This is a genomic window from Sorangiineae bacterium MSr11367 (genome assembly GCA_037157805.1).
GTDB lineage: Bacteria > Myxococcota_A > Polyangia > Polyangiales > Polyangiaceae > Pendulispora > Pendulispora rubella.
In genome coordinates this window covers 11,555,037-11,576,768 of record CP089983.1, presented here as the reverse complement: position 1 = coordinate 11,576,768, position 21,732 = coordinate 11,555,037, and the positions used below count along the sequence as shown (strand labels likewise).

The following is a 21,732-nucleotide window of genomic DNA, read 5'->3' as shown; positions in this document are numbered from 1 at the left end:
GCATCTTTGCATGGCGCCCGATACGAATCGATACACATCGTTACCATTTGCCGACGGATCGGGCTGCGCGCGGGAGCTAAGGACAACGCATGCAACGTCGCGCGTTTTTGCAGCTGCTTTCGTATGTGTCCGTCCATCTCGTCGCGTGCGCCGGGTCGAAGGGGGACGCTGGGTCGGAAACCGTGACGGAGTCCGAGGTAAACGCCATCATCGACCGGCGCATGGCCGAGAAGGTCGACGCGGACGCGTTCGTGTCGGTGCTCACATCGAACCCGAACATCCTCCGTCGCGCGCCCGCAGTGGCCGGTGGCTACCGGGCCGCCCTCGCGGATGCTGCGGCCCTCGAGGAGTTCAACCAGCGACGCATTCGGGCGCTGAAGCGCCTTCGGGCAGCGGATCTCGAGCCGAAGATCAAAATGTTCATGCTGGATCTCCAGCTCGAGAAGGTGGACCACTCCGTGGCCATGTGCATGGACCACTTCGTGGGCGTCTACGAGATTCTCCGCCAATGGGGGCACCCCGATGACGTCGCCTTCGTGGGACTCTTTCATGCCATCTATGGCACGGAATACAACGTCATCGATTTGCTCGATTACCATTCATCCGCCGACCGCGCTCGTGTCGCGCGCATGGTCGGCGAAAAGACCGATCGCTGGATCGCCTTGTATGGCCTCATGAACGCCTGCCACTTCGCACTCGGGACGCGCGACACCGGGGCTCCGATCACCCGCGTCGAGTTCTTCGAGCCGGCCGGCGGTATGGCGAATACGCTCTCCCGCGAAGACTTCTCCGCCCTGGCCGAGCTCCAAGTGGCCAATGCGTACGAGCCCTACGTGGCGACCGGACAAACGCGTGAACTCGGCATTGCGCGCAAACTCACGCCGCTTCGGGACTATTTGTCCTCGGGTGGAAAAGCCGCCATCGACGAAGTGCTCAAAGCTTTTCCTACTTCGAGCAATGAAGAGATTGGCTGCGCTGTTGTGCCCGTTGCGCCGTGACCGAGGAAGGTTTCGCCCCGCCCCACTGCTCCAGGACGAATCGGTACGCATCGCAGGCCCCGGGAACGTCGCCCGCCTTCTCTCTGGCCATACCCAGCCAGAGGTGAGCCCGCACGCGGAGTGCACCGTGGCGCAGGCCCATGCAGGTTCCCGCGGCGGTCTCCAGGAGCGGCATCGCCCGGGCCACGTCGCCCGCGAGAAGGTGAATGTGCCCTTCGTAAGCTTCGAGCACGCCAATGAGCCCGGGCTCGTTGTCCACCATGGGGATCGCGCCCCCGTCGGCGCGCGGATCGCTGCGCAGGGCCTCGGCGGCTTGAATGTGCTCCCCGACGGCGGTCCCCCAGCGCATGACCCATTGCTTGAACGGGTCGATTTTCGGCTGGGTGGCACGCTCCCATTCGTCCGTGGCCTGCTGCCATTCCGCGCGCGAAAGCTGCCCGTGTTCGAGCGCCGCGGCGAAGAGCAACGGCTTCGTGTAGTCGGAATGCGTGACCGCATCGCCGCGGATCCAAGCCTCGTGGCGCCGCAAGAACTTCGAGGCCACGACGGCGGCCTCCGCGCTGCGTCCGAGCTCGGTGAGGGCGTCGACCTGGTCGAGCGCCGCGAGCAAATGCGGTTCCACGGTTCGCGCGCCGGCGGCACGCTGTTCCAGTTCCTCCGCGGTGCGTAGCGCCGTTTCGAACTGGCCGCTCCAAATCGCGAGCCGCGCCCGATCGCCGAGCTCGGCGAGCTCGCGGCCGTCGGGCGGAAGGTCTTTCCATCGCATTTGGAGCGCTTCCTCGATGCCTTCGCCGGAGGCCCCGCTCCCCACCAACGCATCGGCGAGCTCTTGGTACGCCCACGGCTGCTCGCCGTCCCACGCGACCCATTGGCGGGCTTGCGAGGTCGCTTCGCTGCAACGGCCGACACGGCGCAGATCCGCGCTGCGGTCTTCCATGCAGTCGACCGCACCCGGCGCCGCCTCCAGGCAGCGATCGAGCGCGCGAATCTCCTCCTCGTGGCGCCCGAGCCGGCAAAGCACGGTGGCTTGGAGTTGCCAGCCATCCGCGTAGCCTGGATCGATTTCCGTCGCGTGCCGGATCGTGGCCAGGGCCTCTTCGAGCTGGGCGGGAAGCATGGGCACGGCCGAGCGCCGCAGGGTCGCCAGCACGCGAAGCTCCGCATCTTCGGGAAAGCGGTGAACGGCTTCGTCGAGAAGGCGCACCGCTTCGCTTTCCGCAGGCACCTCCGGCGAGATCAACACGGTGAACGCGTCCAGCACGAGCCGATCGCGCTCGCTCAGCGCGTCGCGCATGGGCAGCGTGTGACGCAGTTGTTCGATCTGGCGCGCACGCGGCCAGCGCTTTCGCGGAATGACGGTCAGCCGAAGCTGCGTCTCGGGGCACGCCGGATCGAGTTGCGCCGCCTTTTCGAAGAGCGTCGTCGCCTGCTTCCAATTCGCCGCGCGCAGCGCGTTCAGGCCCTCGCGGTGCACGGCCACCGCCGCCGGTGCGCACGATGGTGAAAGGGAAAGCGCGACGACCGACGTGGGCTGCGCCGACGGGGCAGGGGCCGGCGCGGAAGGTGGCTTGCGCGCCCCCAGCCCGAGTCCCAACCCGGCGGCGGCGAGCGCGGTCATGCAAAGGAGCACCTTGCCCTTTCGACCGAGCCGCTGACCCACCGCCGGCGGTCGCGCCGCAGCGTCGAGCTCTTCGACCAGCGCCTCCATCGAGGGGAAGCGCTCTTCCCGCCGCTTGTGGAGCGCGCGCCCGATCACGGGCGCGAGTGCCGGCGGCAGACCCGCCAGATCGGGCTCGCGTTCGAGCACGGCGGCCATGCTGGCCAAGGGATCGGCACCTGGCCACGGGAGTCGGTGGGTCATGAGCTCGTACGCCATGACGGCCCACGCGAATTGATCCGTGCGGCCATCGAGTGGCTCGCCGCGAATCTGCTCGGGGGCCAAGTAGGCCGGCGTACCGACGACGCATCCCGGCACCGCGGTGGCGAGGCCGAAGTCGACGAGTTTGATCGTCCCGTGATCGGCGATCATCACGTTGTCCGGCTTTACGTCGCCGTGCACCACGCCCGCGCGATGCGCCGCCCCGAGCGCCCGCGCGATCTCGTGCAGCCAGCGCATCTTGCGCTCGGGGTCCACCGACGGATCGCCCACGTACGTGCGCAGGTCTTTGCCGTCGATGCACTCGCTCGCCAAAAAGGGGATGCCTTCGTGCTCGCCGACGTCGTAGATGGTCACGATGTTGGGATGGGTCAACGCCGCCGCCGCTCGCCCTTCGCGCACCAAGCGCGCCGAGGTCGCGCGATCGGGCGAGCCTCGCAGCAGTTTGAGCGCCACCGGTCGCTCCAACTTCGTATCGGTCGCACGAAACAGCTCGCCCATTCCACCGGCGCCCAAGCGTCCCTCGAGGATGTAGCGCCCGAAGACGGCGCCCTGCGGGGCCGTCGATTCGCGCATGCGGGGTCTCGCCGCGCGCGGTGCGCTTTCCGCGGCGATGTCCTGGGCGATGTGCTCGAGCATCTCGCGCACCGACACCGCCGAGGTTGGGCGCTGGGCGCGCTTCTTTGCGAGCAATGCGGCTACGAGTTCATCGAGCGCCGGGGGAACGTCCGCGCGCATCTCGGACACGCGCGCGGGCTCGAAAAGCACCAGTCGGGCGAGTGTGGTGAGGGCGCGCGAGCCTTCGAAGGCTTCGATATCGGCCAGGCACCGGTACAGGAGGCATCCGAGCGAAAAGAGGTCGGCGCGCTCATCCAAGTCCGAGATGCCGTGCGCTTGCTCCGGGGCCATGTACCCCGGCGTTCCAACGATGCGTCCCGTGGCCGTGACCGTCGAGACGCCCTCGGCGAGAACCGGATCGCCCATGGTGCGCGCCAATCCAAAGTCGGCAACCTTGGCTTCCCCCAGGTCACCGTTGGGCAACAAGACGTTGCTCGGCTTGATATCGCGATGCAGGATCCCGAGAGCGTGCGCAGCCGCGAGGCCGTCGGTGACGCGCCGTGCGAGCTTCAGTGTATCGCGAATGTCGAGCTGCCCGCGGTGCAGGCGCGCGCTCAACGATTCACCGTCGATCCATTCGAGGATCAAATACATCTGATCGTCGTCGGTGATGCCGTGGTCGATGTAGCGAACGATCGCGGGGCTCTGCAGCTTCTCCAGGGCCATGGCCTCGGCATTGAACCTGCGCAGGGCGGCGTGTCCCGTTTCGCGCAGCACTTTGAGGGCTACGGTCTTGCCACTCGCCGTATCGATCGCTCGATAGACGACGCTCATGCCGCCGGCACCCGCCTCGCCTTCGATCTGGAATCGACCGGCAAAAAGCGTCGTGTGCTCGTCCAAGCGAGCCCCATTGGCTAGGCGATTGTTCACCCCGGCGTATGGAAGCGTATCACCTGGTATTGATCTTGTCGCCCCCCGAAAGATGGCGCCACCTTAACGGCGGAGATCGATTGGCTCACACCCTGAGGCGGCATCTTTGCCGTGTGATCGTGAAGCCCGATCGTTGGCATTGGCGCGGTCGAGCAGTTCGCGGAGGAGGGAGACGACTTCGTCGGGTGTGAAATCCATGGCATTCTCGCCAATCGTTATTTCGAATCGACAAGAGCGTTCGTCGGGCGAACGGAGCACGCGTCGGAACAACTGGATGCCGCGTTCGGCCAATATCGCATCGGCCGCGGCTTCGACGGCCCGCTTGGAGGCGGGAAGATGGACGTGAAAAAGAGGCGTTTGCGGGTCCTCGGGTAGGGTATGCGCACCGCTATCGCGATTGATGGCCGCGGCAAGTGTGATGGCATAATCGCGAAAGCCTTTCATGCGCGGCAAGACGTCGTCGAGGCCCAAGAGCGCGGCTGCGGCCAATGGCCACGCATCGGGGATGCTCCCGCCGAGGCGCATGCGCCACACGGAGGCTTCGGCCACCAGCTCCTTGCTGCCCGCGAGTACGGCGCCCCGAATACCGCGCAGCGATTTGTAGAGCGACACGTAAACGGAGTCGAAGAGCCCCGCAATGTCCGAAAAAGGTCGCTCGTAAAACGTTTGCGCTTCCCACAAACGGGCGCCATCCATGTGCACGGCCGCCCCGCGCTCGCGCGCCCAGGCCACCTGTTCGCCGAGCGACGCCCAGCTCGGAAGCTGGCCGCCGATATCGCGTTGGGGCAGTTCGAGGACGAGGGCCGCGAGGGGTATTTTTACCTCGGAGAGATCCTCGAGCGTCAACAAGGCGTGCGGATCGCCCGCGGGCTGGAATCGCAAACCGTGAATGACGCTATAGCCATTATCCTCCCAAACGGCGAGGTGACATTGAGGGTGTGCGGCAAACGTGCTCCGCCCCCGCTGCTCGGCGTGAATGCGCAGCGCGACTTGTTGCGCCATCGTCCCGGTCGGAAAGAACAGCGCAGCCTCCTTTCCGAGCAACCGCGCCACCCGCTCTTCCAGCTGCGCAACGGGCCCGAGCGGCCCCGACCCGGGCGTGTCCGGTGGCATTCGCTCGAGGAGCCGCATCAGCATCTCGCGAGGCGTGTGCCGCACCGGCGGCCCGTGCAAACAAAGCGAACGTTTTATCTCGGGCGGATGGTTCATGGTGGCCATTTTCGACGAACGTGTTTACGGCAATCAAGTGAGGAGGATCACGTCGAGCACCATGTCGGCCAGCTGGTGCGAAAGCCAAGGGGCCAGGAAATTCCCCGTTCGCGCATAAATCCACGACCAGATGAAGCCGCCGAACGCCACGACCGCGCGCAGCGGCAGAGGATACTGCTCGTGACCGAGTGCGAAGACCAGCCCGGAGAAGAGTGCCGCGGCCAGGCGTGATCCAAGTGCGTACCACGCGGCCGTGAAAATGAGGCCACGCTCGACGAGTTCCTCGTACCCATTGGAGACGACATTGGCTGCGAGCACCCAGCCGCGGATCCTGAACCCGAACGGAAGGCCCATGCCCTTTGCCACCGCCACCACTGCCACCACCCCGATGAGCGTTGCCCAAAGGGCATCGGTCACCGCACGTCGAAGGTCGCGGGTGAGCGACAGCGGTTCGAACCGCCGGGAACGAATCAAGAACGCTAGCGTGATGCCGCTAAAAATGGCCATGGGAAATGTCCACACCAAGACGTGTCCCGCGACCGTCCGCGCGTCCCTCGGGAGCGAATGGACCCACGGGTCGATGCACACGCGCCAGCGCGGGGTCACCACCTGCCGCGCGACGTACACGACACCCAACGCCGCCAAAAGCACGAGCGCGCGATCGATCGGCCCGCGTCGCTCTCGAATGAGGGTGCTCATCGTCCTGTCATCGGCCAAGGTCATGGGGCGGTTGCCAAGTTTCGGCCGGCGCCCCATGCTCACGATGCACCGATGAAGGCCGTTTTGTTCGACTTCGACTACACGTTGGCGGATTCGTCCCCTGGAATCATTGCGTGCGTCACGCACGCGCTCACCGTCATGGGCATTCCGCTCGCTTCGGACGATGCGATTTGCAGGACCATCGGCCTGTCGTTGCCCGACACCTTCTCGCGCCTGAGTGGCATCGACGACGAGCAGGCGCGCATCCGATTCAAAGAGCTCTACCTCGAACGAGCAAGGTACGTGATGGTGGGCCTCACGGAGCTCTTCCCCGGGGTCCGCGAAACGTTGCACGCCTTGGCCGCACGAGGCCTTCGTCTCGGCATCGTCTCGACCAAGATCAGCCCCACGCTTCGCAAGATCCTCGAAAAGGAGGATCTCTTGTCGTTGTTCGGCGTGATCATCGGCGGCGACGATGTCACCCGAACGAAGCCCGATCCGGAGGGCATCCACCGCGCCCTCGAAGTCCTCGAGGTTCAAGCCCACGAGTGCCTCTACGTCGGAGATGCCGTCATGGACGTCGAAGCCGCCCGCCGCGCCGGCACCTCCTTCGCCGCCGTCCTAACCGGCGCGACCCTCCGCCACGAGCTCGAGGCCCTCGGCGCCGTGTTCATTTTCGACCGCGTGAACGATCTGGATCTCGGCGCGATCTCGCCATCGACGCCCGTCGCGGGGCCAATCTAGGACGGCCCCACGACGTTGGCGCGGGTAGCCTAGGGTGTAAAGGTAAACTGGTCGGCAACAACCCGCGCGGAGGTCCCGAACATGTTGGTCACCGTCACGTCGACGACGCCGACGCCGGGAGGTGACGTGGCGGTGATGGTGCCGTTGGAGTTGACTTCGACACGCACTGCCGGCACGACGCCAAAGTCGACTTGGCTATCGGCGCTGAAGGAGCCACCGACCGGCGTGATGGTGATCGCGGTGCCACCGAGAGCTGGCCCGCTGCTGGGCGAGATCGATGCGATGCTTGGCGCGACGGTCGGAAGCGGAGGTGCTCCCAGCAAAGTCAGATAGGTGTTGTTCGCATGCTGATACGCAACTTCGGTCAGCCAATCGTCCAAGGTGCCGATATCGGCGGGATTGGGATTGAAATATGCGAAGTATGCATTGAGCGCCGGCTGCTGGGTCGGCTGCGTATAGGGGTTGATCGCCGGAGCTTTGCTCGCGATATTTTGGACGATCTTTTTGATTTCTGCGCTCAAAAGTCGGTCGTTCATTCCCGGATAGAAGAACTCCACACTTTCCGGCGTGGGCGGGTTTTGCGATTCTCCATTGACGAGGTTCTGCCAAGCGTTGGGAACCAGGTCGTATTGATTCCACTCACACATCGCCTGCGGAAATTGGGTGTTGAAGCTATTGGCGAAATTCGCATCGCCGGCCGTGGGGGCCGCGAAGGTGAATACCTGAAGGGTCGGCGTCGGCGTCCACGTCTGGGCGGCGAGGTACAGGCTTACCGTCGTTGCCAAGGCACCTCCGAGGCTGTGCCCCGTCACATAGATGGTTGGCCCCGTGCTTTGCGCGGTGACGAGCCCCGTCAGTGCGGCGACGAGCCCCGTGTTCATGATGATCTCCGTGAAGGCCTGCATCGCGCCCTGGGAGATGTTCCCCAATGAACCCCCCGAAGCAAAAGGACCGAAAGGGAGGAGCGTTCCCACGTCCATGTCTTCGGCACTGTCGATGGGGGATCCGCCCATCGTCCCTCGGAAGCAGACAGCGTAGGTCGCCGCCCCTGCCACCGTGGGCATGTTCTCGGCGATGTAGACGAGGTTCGCGCGGTCTTGCGTGAGTCCCACCCAGATCGCGCGCCAACCGTTGCCCGTGGCGAGGTTGGCATTCGCGAGCTGCGCATTGATGCCCGCGAGGATGCGCGCCTGTTGCTGCTCGACGCTCTCCCCCGATGGGCGCTCGGTCGCACCGGTGGGGGCCAAGGCCGCGAGGGTCATCATGACTTGCGTCATGTTCGTGGAGGTGAGGAACGTGAACTGGTCCGCCGGCGGGTTGACGGGCGACGTTCCTTTCGAGGTCGTGACGGTGACGTCGACGGTGCCTCCTGCCGTGTAGGCCGGCGAAGTGGCGGTAATTTCCGTATCCGAATCAACGGTGAAGTTCTGCGCTTGCACACTTCCGAACGCGACGGCCGTGGCGTTGGTGAACCCCTTGCCGAGAATCGTCACCGAGATGCCACCTGCCGACGGGCCACAGTTCGGGCCGACCCCCACGACCGTTGGCTTGCTCCAAGGCCAAGCCGCCGCGCCCCCACTTTCGTTGACGCCGATGCTCGTTTGCTTGTCCATCATCGCCCTCCCTTTCCCCGCGCCGACAACCCATCCCACCGCGCCACGCCAATGGGCGACGTCCGTCGGCAAACCAAATGAGCGATCCTAGTCCTCGACGTCCCCACGCCGATAGCGTGGAACCAACGTCTCGACCTGCTCGCGGAAGCTCGAGCGAGCCATCACAGCGGCAGGGATTCGCTCGTTTCTGTACGAAGGCTTTGCGCAGTACAGGAACGACGAAGACCAAGCGGTGGTTTCGGCGTTTTCACACCGAAACAAGAGGCTCGGGCACAAGGATTCGAACCTTGATAAGCGGATCCAAAATCCGCTGTCCTGCCATTAGACGATGCCCGAAAGAGACGCGAAAGCTACATCGACACAGCCTTGTCGGCTAGATCCTTCAGAACCCTGGCGTCCTCGCCACGTCCTTTTTTGCAGGGCGCGGGGACCGCAAGGGGCGCGTGGAGGGCGGATCACGACGGCCTGAACCGTTGCTCGTGGCCGGTGCCTCCGTGGATTCAGGCTCAGCCGTTTCCGCGGCGGCCGGCGTCGCGCCCACCGCGCCTGCGGCTGCAGCGGGCACAGCCGGAGTCACGGCGGTCGTGGGAGGCGGCGGCGGGGGCGCGGCCGCGGCGTTGCGGTTCGTCACCCGGTCGTGCGCCTCGTGGAAATAGAGACCACCGCAAAAGACGAGCGCCAAAATGGCCACCGCGGCGACACCGCAGGCAATGAGACGGCCCCGCGAAATCCGCAGATGGTGCTGCTCCTTGCCGTTCTCGTCGACCGTGCTCGCGATCTCCGCGATGCCCAAGCCCCGCGTGCGCACGGACGGCTGGCTCGAACGGTACCCCGAGATCGACTCACTCGACGAGCTCTCCGACTGCGAGATCACGTCCATCGCGTAGTCGCTGCCGTCCTCGTCCGAGTCGTAGTCGTCGTCCATCGAATCGCCGGGGATGCGCACACCGTTCTCCGGCGTCGCCAGGCCCTTGCGCAGCGGCTCGTCGGGTCGATGGATGCTCAACGTCGTGGAGATGCGCGGCGGCGGCTTGCTGCGGCGCAAGTTCGCCAGCAGCGCGTGATCGCTCACGCCGATCGCTTCCCGCAACGCCTGCGCGAGCTCCGCGCAGTGCGCGTATCGCTCGTACGGCCGCTTCGCCAGCGCGCGCTGCAGCACCAACCATAGACGCGGATCGATCCGCGGATCCGGATCGAGCAGCGTCTCCAACACCGACGCCAGCGACGCACTCGGCGTCTCCGCCACGAAGGGAGATTGCCCCGTGAGCATCTCCATCATCACCGCGCCGAGGCTGAAAACGTCGCTCCGCCCGTCGATGTTCGCCTCCGAGCGAATCTGCTCCGGCGACATGTAGCGCGGCGTTCCGAGCACGCGCCCATCGAGCGTCTGCACCCCGTTGCCGCCCTGCGGCACCTTCGCGATCCCGAAGTCGAGTAGCTTCGGCACCACGTGCCCGTCCGGATCGACCGCGAGGAAAATGTTCGCCGGCTTGATGTCGCGGTGCACGACACCCATCTCGTGGGCGTGCTCCAACGCCGACAGCACCGGCAGCAGGATCGCAATCGCCTCCTCGGCGGAGAGCGGCCCCTTCTTCTTCAAGTGGCGGCGCAGCGTCTCGCCCCTCAGGAGCTCCATGACGAGGACCAGCGAACCATCGGGCTCTTCGACCAAGTCGAAGATGCGCACGATGTTGCGGTGGCAGAGCATCGCCCCGAGGCGCGCCTCGTGTCGGAAACGCGGCTCGACTTGGATCCTCTTGTCGATGTCCGCGCGCAGAACCTTGAGCGCGACCTCCGCGTCGGTCATCTCGTTGCGCGCAATCCAGATCTGTCCCATCCCACCGAGCGCGATGCGCCGAATGAGGATGTACTTTCCGCCGAGCCGATCGTGCGAACGGAGTTTCTGAAACGGCTCTCTGACGGGCGGCGAGACCATGTGGAAGGCGTTACCCATGTGAAGGCCTTAAGATTATTCCACGCCCTTACTTTGGACGCGAGGCTCACACGTCAGTTTCGCGATCCCAAGGTATGCCGTAGAGCCCGCGTTTGCGAAGCAATTCTCGGAGGTGGTGTCGGGCCAGGTCGGCTTCGCGCGATGCCATCGAAAGATTGCCGGCACAACGCTTCATGAGTGCCGCGAGGTACGCCGACTCGAATCGTTCGATGGCGCGCTCTTTTGCGGCACCAAAAGTGCCCGTGAGGTCGAGTGGCGTCCGCTCTTCGCGCATGCCGCGGAAGCCGAAGCCCTCTCCTGCGACATCCACACGCCGAATGACATTGTCCGTCGCCAATGCCGCGGCGCGCGCCAGCACATTCCGCAGCTCACGGACATTTCCAGGCCACGGCTGCGACGACAGGAATTGCACGGCGGATGCATCGATGACTAGCGGGCTCGGACGCCCATCTCCGATGTAGGAGAGTAGGCGGTCGCACAACACCGGGATGTCATCGGGTCTATCGCGAAGGGCCGGCAGCAGGATGCGGACCGGCGCCAACCTATAGTAGAGGTCCTCTCGAAAGCGGCCCGCCTCGATCTCGTGACGCAGATCGCGGTGCGTGGCCGCGACGACCCGCACGTTCACCTTAATGGGGGTCTGCCCGCCGACGCGCGTGACCTCGTGGCGTTCGAGTACGCGCAGAAACTTGGACTGCAGCGGTGCAGACAGCTCGCCGATCTCGTCGAGGAAGATGGTGCCGCCGTCGGCTGCTTCGAAAAATCCGACCCGCCGCTCGGCAGCCCCGGTGAAGGCTCCCTTCTCGTGTCCAAAGAGCAACGAGTCGGCCAACGTCTCGGGCAGCGCCGTGGCATCGATGACGATGAACGGCTTGTTCGCGCGCAGGCTCTTGATGTGAATCGAACGCGCGACCTCCTCTTTGCCCGTCCCGGTCTCACCTTGGATGAGAAGACCAATCTCCTTCGGGGCGATTCGCTCCAGTGTGGCGAACAGCTCGCGCATCACCGTCGAGCGGCCGACCAACACACCGAACGAGTCGTTGACGCTGAGTGGCGAGGTGCTCGCTGCGTCGTCGAGATCGACTTGGAGGATCGTGGAGCCGACGGTGATCTCTGCACCGGCCCCGAGTTCGATCTCCATCACACGGTGCTGTCCGAGCCACGTGCCGTTGGTGCTGCCCGCGTCGCGCAGGCGAATGTGATCGTCGACGCGTTGCAGTTGGAGGTGCACGCCGCTCACGCGCGGATCGTCGAGCACCATGTCGTTGGTGGGATGGCGGCCAACGGTCGCGAGCGCATTGGCCATTGCAAATGCGCGTCCTTTGGCCGGTCCTGCAATGGCCGTTAGGCGCGGAATGGCCACCAACGTCCGCGGACGAAGTCCAACGTTAACCTCTGTTTCGCCTCGCGATGATGGATTGGTCATGGGTAGGAGAAGATATCGTACGTGTGAACGAGGGCGTGTCTCTAGCCTTTTTCCTCTCTGATGTCCGAGTGCGTTTCCTTCGAGTCGCCGGGCGCGTACCCTTGGCAAAAATGTTCCCGAGACGGACTCCAGCCTGCGGTCTCGTCATGCTTGCGCTGGCTCTCTTGCCACTCTCCATTCCGAACACGGCTTATGCGCAAAACAGAGAAGATGATGGCGCCGCTGCCGCCTCCGACCGTCTGGCCTCGGCACGCAAGCTCTTCGCCGAAGGCCTGAAGGACGAGGAAAAAGGGAACTTTGCCGAGGCTTTGGAGAAGTTCCGACGCGTCGCGAAGGTCCGGGACACCGTCCCGGTCCGCTACCGCATCGCAAGCTGCCTGGAGGGTCTCGGCAAACTGAAGGAGGCGATGGTCGCCTACCAAGCGGCCATCGATCTCGGCGCCGACGGCAAGGATCGCGACGTCGTGCGCGCGGCCAAGGAGCACACGGGCTCGCTCAACGAGCGCATCCCGCAGGTGACGCTGGTGCTCGCTCCCGAGGCGCGCCCCAAGTCCCAGGTCGCCATCGATGGTCAGCCGGTCCAACCGAGTGAGCTGGACAAGCCCATTGCGCTCGACCCCGGCACGCACGCCATCACCGCGAGTTCCCAGGGAAAAATGGCCTTCGAAACGCGGGTGACCTTGCCCGAGCGGGCGCGGACCACCGTCGTCGTGCCCTATGTCGAGCCGAGGGACACGAGCAACGGGAAGGTCGGGAGCGATACGAAGGATGTGAAAGCAGAGCCCCAGAATGCGCCCGCCGATGGCGCGCCCCATCCCATTCCGACCCCCGCGCCGGAGTCCGAGTCCAACCCGGGATCCGGGCGGCGGACGGCGGGCTGGATCACCGCGGGCGCGGGGGCCGCGTTCCTGGTCGGCGCGGCCGTGACGTTGGTCATGCGCCAGTCCGACATATCGTCGCTCGAAGACGCATGCCCCGACGGCCGATGCCCGATCGCCCGCAGGTCCGAGCTCGAGAGCCTCCACGATGGGGCGCAGACGAAGGGCACCGTCGCGGCGGTGCTTGCAGGCGTCGGAGTGATTGGCGTTGGCGTGGGAACGTATCTGCTCTTGTCGGCGCCCTCGTCGAGCCGCGCATCGCAAGCATCGGCTCGGGCGTTGAACATCTCGGGGCGTGTCGCACCTGCGGGCGGCCAATTCGTCCTGACCGCCACGTTCTGACGCCCCGTTGTACACTCGCGCGATGGTGCGTCGTTCGGACCGAGCCACGGTCGCAGTGTTCGCGTTCGCGATGATGGCTGGATGCAGCTCGGTGCCGGAGCTGCGCTTCGTCGAGGAGCCCACCACCGATGCGGGGGACGCGGGGGATGCAGGGGACGCGGGCAAGGATGGCGCACCGTCCCACGATGCAGGTATCACCATGTGTGGGGACAGAGTGGCGCCACCCGGCACGGTGCGATGTTGCGGCAGCGTTCCGTGCGGGGGCAGCGAGTGCAAGACCGGCGATTGCAATCTCTGCTCGGTATGCAGCACCCCGGGTACGATCTGTTGCCTGGGCAAGAACAGGCCCAACACCTTGTGCAAAGCATCTGGCGAAACGTGCCCTTGAAAACGAGGTCCCTATGAATGCCTTCCTTCGATTCAGCAGCGTGATGTGCGCCGCGTTCTCGTTCATCGCGTGCAGCGGCAGTGACAGCTCGAACGGCATCACGGGCGACGCCGGCACCGACACGGGTTCCAACGGCGGTACGTGCGGACGCCTCGGCGACAGTTGCAAGGCCGGCACGAATGATTGCCCGCAGGGACTCAAATGCGAAGGCAACGGCGAGCACGACTTCTGCGCGCCGCAACACGATTCATGCGGCGGCATCGTGCCGCGCGCATGCCCCGCCGCCGCCCCGCATTGCATGGTCGTCGGCGGCGCCGCCGACTACGGCCTCTGCATGTCCGACGCCGAGCGCCAATGCGCATGCACCAAGACGCCGCAGTCCTTCACCGCGGCATCTTGCGGTATCCGCTAAAGCGTTCCCCTGAGGATGGAGCGCCGGCTTCGGCGATCCATCCGTGGGAGCCCCTTCAGGGCAAACGGCCTAAAGCTGATTCTCGAGTTCGTCCGAGGCTGCCGGCTTGGGGGTCGGCGGCTTCGGCTTGGCGCTGCTCGTCGGTGCGGTGCTGCCTTCGCTCGACGTGCCCGTCGACGTTGCGGCGGGCGCGGGCGTCGGGGCGGCGGTGGCCGTGGCGGTTGCCGTCGATGCCGGCGGCGAGGAAGGCTCCTCGGCGGTGGCGGTCTCTTTCGGCTTCGGCGCGGGGCGGGGCTTCACCACCGGTGCGGCTGTTGCCGTGGCAACGGTTGGCGTCGCGCTGGCGGTCGCCGTCGCGGCGGCGGCGGCACCGCGCGCGGTGCTCGGTGCGGACGCGTCGACTTCGGCGGCGGTGGTTGCTCCGGCGTCGACTTCGGCGGCGGCCGTTGCGGTTTCGGCGGGCGCGGGCGTCGGCGGGGCCGAAGCGCTCGGCGGCGGCGCCGCGGACACGCTGGCCGAGGGCGCCGTCTCACCCGTCGACGAGCCTTGGCTCGTGAAGAAGAAGACCAACGCACCCGCCGCCACCACGGCGAGACCACCCCAAAGCAGCCAATTCGGCTTTTTCGCGCCCGAGACTTCCGCACCGTCGGCCGCGAGGCTCGCCATCGCCGAGATGCCCATCGGGCGCTCTTCCGGCGGATCGATCAACTTGAGCGGCGACGGTCGCTCGCTGACGGCGCGTGCAGCCGGCGGCGGCATCTCCACCTTCGCCGACGTGGACGGCTCGGTGGCAAACAGCGCGGGCGGCGGCCGCTCGCTTTGCAGGCGGGCTGCGACGGCGGGCGGCTTCTCCGACGGAGCACGCACGCCCTCCTTCGTGACCGCGTCCATCCCTGCGGGCGGCGTGGACTTGAGGATCGACTCGACGACCAGCGACGATGGAACCGCCGCGTCGTTCTTCTTCTCCAGCTCCTCGCCCGTCTCCTGCGTCTTCTCGAACGAGAACAGCGCGGCGGGCGGCGGAATCGATGGGCCCTTCGGCGGCGGCTCCGAGAGCACGGCCGTCGGCGTCCTCAACGCCTCCGCCGGAAGCGACGGCGCCTTCGGCACCGGCGGCAACGGATCGGCGAGCAAATCGTCCACCAGCGCGGTGACCGCCGCGGGCGGTGCCGACGGTGCAACGGGTGCGGGCCGGGGCGGCGCGGGCATCGACGGCGGACGCGTCGAGCCGGAAGCCGCGGCGGGTGCCGACGGCGCAGGGCGCGGCACGGACGGCGGCGCCGGGGGCGGTCCCCCACCGAGCTTCTCCTGCAAGCTCGCCGAGAGCGGCGACGGCGTCACGATACCTCCCGGACGCGGCGGCGGTGCCGACGGCGGCTTCACCGCGGGCGCCGATCCGGGCGCGGGCGGAGCGGCATCGGCCCTCGGCGTGGGCTGCGGGCCCGAGCGCGGCGGCGGATTGGACAGAGGCTTGGGCGCGGTCCCCGGGAGCGATTTGGCCGCCGCAAACAGCGGGTTGTTCCCCACCTCCTCCATGGATCCGCCGGCACCTTTGAGCGCTTCTTCCAGCAGCTCCTCGGCCTGCTTCATCATGGTCCGCTCTTCTGGCGGCGGCATCTCCAGCTCCGGCTGCGTCGGCGGGAAGAACCCTCCCGCCTTCGGCGCGGCCGGCGCTCCCGCCCCGGTTCGTGGCGCCGTCGCACTGATCGGTGCACGCGGCTCCGGCGGATTACCAGCTGCGGGCCTCGGGGCGCTGGTCGCCGGCGCATGCTCCGGGTGCAGCGAACCCATGCCCATGATCGTCGATTTGCCCGGCCGCTCGGCCTTGGCGCCGAGCACCTGATTCGCACCTGTGGTGGTGCGCTCGCGCAGGGCCGCCAGCGGCTCCTTCAACTCCGACGTGAACGCCGAGCCCGCGTCTTCCTTGGCCGCGACCAACTTGTCGATGACCACGCGCGAGTTCTCGTCGATCTTGATGAACTTGACCCCCATGCCACCCGGCCGCTCGGCGCTGGCTTGCGAAGGCTCCCGCTTCCACACCACGCGCCCAACGCCCGCGATGACCGCTTGGTCACCGGCCAGGCGAATCTCGAACTTGAGCAGTGTTCCTTGGGCGAAGGGCGTGGACGTCTTGATGAAGATTCCGCCCTTGCTTACGTCGTGCGAGTGATTCTCGATGAATTCGTCGACGGTCGCGCTCTTGTAGCGGACATTCAAGCTGACGATTTTCGCACGCGGATCTTTGCGGGTGTCCTGGGTCATGGATGGGTCTCTCTTCGCTCCGCCGTGCCATGGTAACCGGTTTGCGGTTCGTTACGCCAATGGTGTTCCAGATCCGCCCCCAGAAGGTCCCCAGAGAAGGGGAGGAGGGTGGTAGCCTCCCCACGAGCCGATGGGGCATGGGTCGAGGGACAGCGTAGAGCGCCCTTTTCGGGTACACGAGCGCAAGCCGGTGCGTTTTGTCGTGGGGATTGTCCACCCCATGGCCGGCTGGCAGGCCGAGGCCCGGGTCCACAACATGAGCCTGGGCGGCGCCGGCCTGGAAATGCCGGGCACCGTCCTGCGGGGGGACGACCGCGTGGTCCTCTCCTTCATCGCGCCCAGCCTCTGGGATCCCCTGGAAATTCCCGCCCGCGTTGCTTGGGTCCGGCCGGCCACCCGCCTGGAGCCCACCCGGTTCGGCGTCGCCTTCGAACCGACCGACGCCCCCAAGGTCCTGGCCCTTTTCGAACTCATCGCCGCCTTCGTGTTCGACGGCTAGGTCAAACGCCTCCGACGCATCCGGGGCGCGGCGCGTTAGCGCTTTTTCTTGGTTTTCGTCTTCTTCTTGGTCACTTTCCCGGGTTTTTCCTTGGGAAGCGGGAAGTCCAAGGTCGGCATCAGCTTCTTCCGGCGCTTCTCGACCTCCGCCTGAAGGCTCGCCACGGCCTTTTCGCGTACGTCGTAGAGCCGGCGGTGGCGACGATGGATGCGCGGGTCCGAGAGAAGCGCATACGTCAGCCACGGAAAGACCGCCGTCACGTCCGAGTGCACGTACACGGATCCGGTGGCCACGCTTTCGGCCGAGACCTTGCCCCACGTGTGGCCCTCACCCGCCGGACAGGAGCTCAGCGCGCCATTGTCGACGGGATCGACACAGAACTGCACGTCGATGTCGAAGCCATGGGTCGGCACCGACAGAATTTGGTCGAGCAACGGCTCGCCCTGCAGCGTGTAATTCTTCGGCACGCCGCCGCCCAGGATCCAGACGGCCATCGGCTTGCCGAGGGTCCCGAAGCAATGGCGCTGCATCGCGCCCATCTCGAACACGTCGTCGTTCACGTCGATCTCGAGCTTGAACGCCGGTCCCAGGAGCCTCTTCAACTTGACGATGTTGAGGAAGATCGACCCATCCTGCACCGCGCCCACGAAGATGGGCACCCCGTAGCGGTACGCCGTGGAGAGGAGCGAAGGGCTGGTCACCCCCAGGGCATCTTCGATGCGCGCGATGTTCTTGCCGAGCAGGTAGTGCAGCTCGGGGGTGGTCATCTTCTTCTGGAATTCGGGCTTCTGCAGAATCGCCGAGAACAACTTGTCCGTTTCGAGGAGGGTCTCTTCCCAGAAGCCCAAGTCGTAGATGCGGATGATGCGCGCGAGCCGGTACTGCAGATCTCCCGCGTTCGGTTCGATCTCGCGAATGCGGTGTCCGATGATGCGGTGGGCGTCGTGATAGAGATTGGCGCCCGTGGTGGTGATGCAGTCGATCAGCCCGCGATCGAGCAACGGGATCAAACAGGACTGGTGCAGCCCCGCCGGCGTCATCGCCCCCGACATCGTCAAGAAGGTGCAGCAGTCTTCCGTGATGCTCCGGCGCATCAACTCGAACGCCGTTCGCTCCTGACGGCCGACGTAGGCCGGGAACATGTTCGTGATGATGTCGTGCGGCCGCTCCTTGCCCGTGATCCCCACCGGGTGCACGGTGCGGGCCGCCTCGAAGGCCTTGCGGGGCGAGGAAACTTTCGGAGCGACGCCCTTCTTCGGGGCGCGAGGACGACGGGTGGTGGCTTTCGGCGTGGGCATCGGACGATCCCGAGCATATCGACCCGTCTCGACGTTCACGTCAAGCGTGGCGTCCGGGCCGCGCCCGCTGTTCCCCGCCGGGGGGCGCCCGAATTTGCCCAAGCGTCACATACGCGCCATCGTTCCTTCTAATTGAGCGGGGCGCTTGCCTTCTTCAACTCCGCCAGCCGCTCGCGGATCTGCGCCGCGTCTTCGGCTTGGGGCGCCAGTTCCAGAAAGCGCTCGAGATCGGCCAGCGCCTGTTCGCGCGCGCCGAGTCGCGCCGAGAGCAACCCGCGTTCGCGCAGGGGCTCGGCCGCATTGGGCGTCAGGCAAAGAATCCGATCGATGCTGAGCATGGCCCGCGCAATGTCCCCCCGCGCCAAGTGGACAGCGCGCAGGTTGACCAAAATGCGATGCAAGATGGCGCGCGGGGACGCAGGCGCCAACGACTCCGGCGCAATGGGCGCCTCGCCCATGACCTTTGCATGGAGTTCCGCCAGTTCCTTGGGACCGAGGAGCCGACAACCGAAGAACGGATCGACCAAGACGGGCGTCGCGGTCTCCTGGCCCTCGTGCGCCTCGCCATCGGCGTCGAGGCGCACCAAGAAGTGCCCCGGAAAGCTCACCCCGCGTGCGCGAATACCAAGGCGCTTGGCCACTTCGCAATAGACGACGGACAGCGTGATGGGGATCCCCAGCTTGCGCTCCAGCACATCGGAAATGAGACTATTGCGCGGGTCGTAGTAATCCGACTCATTGCCGTTGAAGCCACAGGCAACATGAAGGTGCTCCCGCAGATGTTCCGCTTGCAGCGTAACGCTGGCCCGAGCGAGCCGGTGTCCGTCCACGCGAACGTCTTGCAGGGGCTGCGCCAACTCGTCGAAACGCGCCAACGTGCGGTCGATATCCAGGTCCGGATAAGCGTCCTTCGCGAGAAGAACCGTGCCGAGACCAACGTCCATTTCGTCTTCGGGCAAAGAAGCTAGTTTCTCGAAGGTTGCCATTGAATATCTCGGATGTTCGTTCGTCGCTGTTGGTTGGGCGGGTGTTGTTTCGTGACAGCTTCTCGATCGTACGAGTTGCCGCGCCTCTTTTCATTTCTTTTCTTTTTCGGCGCAACTTCGGGGAAGAGGTGGCGTCCTAGCGACGTAAGAACGCGACAGCATTGAGATTCGGATAAGCATTCCCATTAAAGTCAAAACTAACTTGACTTGATTTATGGCAGTCGTCTATGCCCTTGAGCGCGCGAGCTTCTCTAAAAAACCTGAAGCTTGTGCACTTGAAACAACTTGAGGGGGCGATCTCGTCTCCCCCGTTGGTATCAAACGTTCTTTCGAGGTGAAATCGCAATGAAAAAAGGGATCGCTCTGTTCCTGGCCGTGGCAGCTCTCAGCAGCGCGGCGGGATGTTCGTACGGTGGCGTCGGCGCGGCGGGGGACAAGGTCGTTGTCGCGCGCAATGACGGCTTCCTCTTCGGCATCCTGCGCAAGGCCTATGTTTGCAAAGTTTCCGACGCAGGCCTCACCTCCTGCCAAACCAGCGAGAATCCGTGACATGGTGCGCGCACTTCTCGTGATCGCGCTCGGCCTCTCCGCCGTTAGCAGCGCGGTGGGTTGCGGCTATTCGGGTGTCACCGTTTCGGGCGACAAGGCCGTCGTCGCGCGGAATGACTATTTCCTCTTTGGAGCTCTCCGCAAGGTCCACGTCTGCAAGATCTCCGACGCTGGCCTCACGTCCTGTGCGGACTCCGAGTCGCCCTGATTTTCGCCAGCTTCTAACCCTGGTGCCTTCACCGTAGGTGGTGGCGCAGTGTTGATGGTAAAGAGGTCAGCCCAAAAGCTGGCCTCTTTGCTTTTGTCGTACGACTCGTTTCAGGAATTGAAAAGTGCATGATCGCGTTCAGGACTGCTCGAAGTATCGCCGCCCGCACCTTAATGATGTCGATATCGCTTCTCGCCGGTGCGTGCTCAAAACCGAATACTGACGTTCAGTATGGTGAACCCATCGCGGTTCGACTCGCGCCGGGTCCAGGGCGTCCGGAAATGGAAATGGCGTTCGCGGTAACGGGGGGCCACCAAGTGTCACCGGCGCCCGTGGCCGATGCGCTCGTGCGGATTGCCAAGGCCTGTCCCGAGCTCGATTCGCTGGCCAAGACGGATGGCTATCTGCGCCTTCGTCTCAAGGTGCAATCGAACGCACTGCACCCCGCGGAGACGCCCTCCGAACCCCTCGCGAGCTGCGCCGCCAAAGCCGTCGAGGGCGCGCCCATTCCCGGGGCGGGCGATACGGGGTTCGCCATGGCGGATATTCGCGCGGCGACGTCCAAAGACAAAGGAGCGAAGGAATGATTCGGCGAAGTCTCGTGGTGGTCGCAACCGTCCTCTCGCTGCCGTGCGTTGCGGCCGCGCAATCCGCGCCCGAACCCGCGCCGCAGCAGCAGCCCGCGCCCGAACCCGCGAATCAAGAGAAGCAAGACAAGCCGGAGAACGCGGCGAAGCCCGCGAAGCAGGAGGTCGTGACCCTCGATTCGTTGGGCGTGCACGTCATCACATGGGACGCGAACATCGAGGGCGGTTTCGGCCGCGCCTTCGGCGACAACCACGCGCGCACCGTTTCGTTCGGCCGCATCGGCGGCGGCGTCATGTGGGTGCACGGCCAATGGTTCACCACGGGGCGGGTGTTTTACGACCTATCGAACTTCACGCCCGGCACCTTCGGCGTCCAACTCGAACAGATGCACCTCTCGAGCGGCGTATGGATCCAAGTCGGCGGCGGCATCGACGTCGAGCCGCGTCCCATGGGCATGCTCTCGGTGGGGTGGAGCGTACTCGGCGTCGAGGCGCAGTACCGCAGCTTCGGTGATGGTGGCATCGGTCCGGCCATCTTCGCCAAACTGCGCATCCCCTTGGGCGTTATCGGTTTCGCCCTGGCGAATCGGAAGTAAGCTCGCCTTCGTTGGCGACGCTCGCATCCTTCTCCTCGCAGCCCCATCTCGCACGCGCCGCGTCCATCGCCGCCGGCATGTGGCTCCTTTTTTCGGCGCGCGAGGCGCATGCGCAGCTCCATTGGGACGCGGGCGTTCATGCCGGCGTGGCTCGGCGCATCTACACCGGCGGCCCCGGCGACGGTCGATTCGGACCGATTGCGGGCGTGCAAGGTCATGTGGCGCTCCTTCCATTGGTTCGCGTGGGCGCGTATCTTTCCCACGACCTTTCACCGACCGACGACGGCGGCGATGCACGCAACGTCACCTCGGCGGGCGCCCGCGTGAAAGTCACATCGCCCTGGCCGAACGGAAAGTGGCACGCGTGGGCCTTCCTCGGCGTGGGGTACGTGGGCGTCTATGCACGCAGCTACCATCGGTCGTTCGCGACCAACGGCGGTACCGAGGACGGCCTCGTGGCGGGCGCCGGCGGCGGACACGTCGAGATCCCATTCGGCCTGGGCATTGGCTACCGTGTCTGGCGACCGTGGGAGATCACCCTCGAGGTAGGTACCCGTTTTGGGTTCGCTTTCACGGGCAGCCTCTACCAAGATCCAGGACGCACCGCGTTTCTCACAGGCGCGGGGAACCGCCACATCGAGCCCATCGGCAGTGATACGGTCACCCCGTTTGCCGTCCTGGGTTTGAGCCTCGATCAATAAGCTGTGATAATCGTTCTCC

At 65.4% G+C, this 21,732-nt stretch carries 20 protein-coding genes and 1 tRNA gene; 11 read left to right on the top strand and 10 right to left on the bottom strand.

Features of this window, described 5'->3' with window-relative positions; all coding sequences use genetic code 11:
- The first annotated feature begins 89 nt into the window (after positions 1 to 89).
- Positions 90 to 998, top strand: a complete 909-nt coding sequence (locus LVJ94_45035) for a hypothetical protein (GenBank protein ID WXB04060.1) — start codon at positions 90 to 92, stop codon at positions 996 to 998.
- On the opposite strand, the gene LVJ94_45030 is transcribed toward LVJ94_45035, so the two are convergent.
- The 3 genes from LVJ94_45030 to LVJ94_45020 all read right to left on the bottom strand — a co-directional run bounded on the left by LVJ94_45030 (position 946) and on the right by LVJ94_45020 (position 6,294).
- Positions 946 to 4,362 carry a serine/threonine-protein kinase gene (locus tag LVJ94_45030; protein WXB04059.1) on the bottom strand — a complete coding sequence of 1,139 codons (3,417 nt, stop codon included), beginning with the start codon at positions 4,360 to 4,362 and terminating at the stop codon, positions 946 to 948. The two genes, LVJ94_45035 and LVJ94_45030, sit on opposite strands and share 53 nt — an antisense overlap.
- A 63-nt stretch (positions 4,363 to 4,425) precedes the next feature.
- On the bottom strand, positions 4,426 to 5,571 hold the full coding sequence (locus LVJ94_45025) for a beta-eliminating lyase-related protein (GenBank protein ID WXB04058.1): 1,146 nt from the start codon (positions 5,569 to 5,571) through the stop codon (positions 4,426 to 4,428).
- A gap of 33 nt (positions 5,572 to 5,604) precedes the next feature.
- Positions 5,605 to 6,294 (bottom strand): CPBP family intramembrane metalloprotease, encoded by a 690-nt coding sequence (locus LVJ94_45020; protein WXB04057.1) that lies wholly within the window; start codon positions 6,292 to 6,294, stop codon positions 5,605 to 5,607.
- A gap of 48 nt (positions 6,295 to 6,342) precedes the next feature.
- On the opposite strand from LVJ94_45020, the gene LVJ94_45015 reads away from it, so the two are divergent.
- Positions 6,343 to 7,014 (top strand): HAD-IA family hydrolase, encoded by a 672-nt coding sequence (locus tag LVJ94_45015; GenBank protein ID WXB04056.1) that lies wholly within the window; start codon positions 6,343 to 6,345, stop codon positions 7,012 to 7,014.
- A gap of 29 nt (positions 7,015 to 7,043) precedes the next feature.
- On the opposite strand, the gene LVJ94_45010 is transcribed toward LVJ94_45015, so the two are convergent.
- The 4 genes from LVJ94_45010 to LVJ94_44995 all read right to left on the bottom strand — a co-directional run bounded on the left by LVJ94_45010 (position 7,044) and on the right by LVJ94_44995 (position 11,887).
- Complete coding sequence (locus LVJ94_45010; GenBank protein ID WXB04055.1) at positions 7,044 to 8,630, bottom strand: IPT/TIG domain-containing protein; 1,587 nt, start codon at positions 8,628 to 8,630, stop codon at positions 7,044 to 7,046.
- A gap of 262 nt (positions 8,631 to 8,892) precedes the next feature.
- Positions 8,893 to 8,963: transfer RNA gene (locus LVJ94_45005), tRNA-Gln, on the bottom strand.
- Between the two features lie 46 nt (positions 8,964 to 9,009).
- Positions 9,010 to 10,581 carry a serine/threonine protein kinase gene (locus LVJ94_45000; GenBank protein ID WXB04054.1) on the bottom strand — a complete coding sequence of 524 codons (1,572 nt, stop codon included), beginning with the start codon at positions 10,579 to 10,581 and terminating at the stop codon, positions 9,010 to 9,012.
- Between the two features lie 46 nt (positions 10,582 to 10,627).
- Positions 10,628 to 11,887: a sigma 54-interacting transcriptional regulator gene (locus tag LVJ94_44995; GenBank protein WXB04053.1), complete on the bottom strand. Its 1,260-nt coding sequence runs from the start codon at positions 11,885 to 11,887 to the stop codon at positions 10,628 to 10,630.
- A gap of 266 nt (positions 11,888 to 12,153) precedes the next feature.
- Between LVJ94_44995 and LVJ94_44990 the strand changes: the two genes are divergently transcribed.
- From LVJ94_44990 to LVJ94_44980, 3 genes are read left to right on the top strand one after another with little or no spacing between them, the layout of a single operon-like run.
- Positions 12,154 to 13,227: a hypothetical protein gene (locus tag LVJ94_44990; protein ID WXB04052.1), complete on the top strand. Its 1,074-nt coding sequence runs from the start codon at positions 12,154 to 12,156 to the stop codon at positions 13,225 to 13,227.
- Between the two features lie 22 nt (positions 13,228 to 13,249).
- Positions 13,250 to 13,615 carry a hypothetical protein gene (locus LVJ94_44985; GenBank protein ID WXB04051.1) on the top strand — a complete coding sequence of 122 codons (366 nt, stop codon included), beginning with the start codon at positions 13,250 to 13,252 and terminating at the stop codon, positions 13,613 to 13,615.
- A 13-nt stretch (positions 13,616 to 13,628) separates the two neighbouring features.
- A complete protein-coding gene (locus tag LVJ94_44980; protein WXB04050.1) occupies positions 13,629 to 14,027 on the top strand; it encodes a hypothetical protein in 399 nt (132 codons plus the stop codon).
- Positions 14,028 to 14,096: 69 nt separating this feature from the next.
- Here the strand turns inward: LVJ94_44980 and LVJ94_44975 are convergent, their stop codons facing one another.
- Entirely contained in the window at positions 14,097 to 16,289 is a 2,193-nt protein-coding gene (locus LVJ94_44975) for a TIGR02266 family protein (protein ID WXB04049.1), read from the bottom strand.
- Between the two features lie 220 nt (positions 16,290 to 16,509).
- On the opposite strand from LVJ94_44975, the gene LVJ94_44970 reads away from it, so the two are divergent.
- Complete coding sequence (locus LVJ94_44970) at positions 16,510 to 16,788, top strand: PilZ domain-containing protein (protein ID WXB04048.1); 279 nt, start codon at positions 16,510 to 16,512, stop codon at positions 16,786 to 16,788.
- A gap of 35 nt (positions 16,789 to 16,823) precedes the next feature.
- Here the strand turns inward: LVJ94_44970 and LVJ94_44965 are convergent, their stop codons facing one another.
- Positions 16,824 to 18,086 (bottom strand): deoxyhypusine synthase family protein, encoded by a 1,263-nt coding sequence (locus tag LVJ94_44965; GenBank protein WXB04047.1) that lies wholly within the window; start codon positions 18,084 to 18,086, stop codon positions 16,824 to 16,826.
- A gap of 128 nt (positions 18,087 to 18,214) precedes the next feature.
- On the bottom strand, positions 18,215 to 19,030 hold the full coding sequence (locus LVJ94_44960; protein WXB04046.1) for a tetratricopeptide repeat protein: 816 nt from the start codon (positions 19,028 to 19,030) through the stop codon (positions 18,215 to 18,217).
- Between the two features lie 387 nt (positions 19,031 to 19,417).
- Between LVJ94_44960 and LVJ94_44955 the strand changes: the two genes are divergently transcribed.
- From LVJ94_44955 to LVJ94_44935, 5 genes are all read left to right on the top strand, one after another.
- The gene (locus LVJ94_44955; protein WXB04045.1) at positions 19,418 to 19,621 is read left to right on the top strand and encodes a hypothetical protein; all 204 of its coding nucleotides are present in this window, start codon (positions 19,418 to 19,420) and stop codon (positions 19,619 to 19,621) included.
- Position 19,622: 1 nt separating this feature from the next.
- A complete protein-coding gene (locus LVJ94_44950; GenBank protein ID WXB04044.1) occupies positions 19,623 to 19,829 on the top strand; it encodes a hypothetical protein in 207 nt (68 codons plus the stop codon).
- 287 nt (positions 19,830 to 20,116) lie between these two features.
- A complete protein-coding gene (locus LVJ94_44945) occupies positions 20,117 to 20,416 on the top strand; it encodes a hypothetical protein (GenBank protein ID WXB04043.1) in 300 nt (99 codons plus the stop codon).
- The gene (locus LVJ94_44940) at positions 20,413 to 21,012 is read left to right on the top strand and encodes a hypothetical protein (protein ID WXB04042.1); all 600 of its coding nucleotides are present in this window, start codon (positions 20,413 to 20,415) and stop codon (positions 21,010 to 21,012) included. The genes LVJ94_44945 and LVJ94_44940 overlap by 4 nt, the downstream gene beginning before the upstream one ends.
- Before the next feature lie 11 nt (positions 21,013 to 21,023).
- Positions 21,024 to 21,713 carry a hypothetical protein gene (locus LVJ94_44935; protein ID WXB04041.1) on the top strand — a complete coding sequence of 230 codons (690 nt, stop codon included), beginning with the start codon at positions 21,024 to 21,026 and terminating at the stop codon, positions 21,711 to 21,713.
- Positions 21,714 to 21,732: the final 19 nt, after the last annotated feature.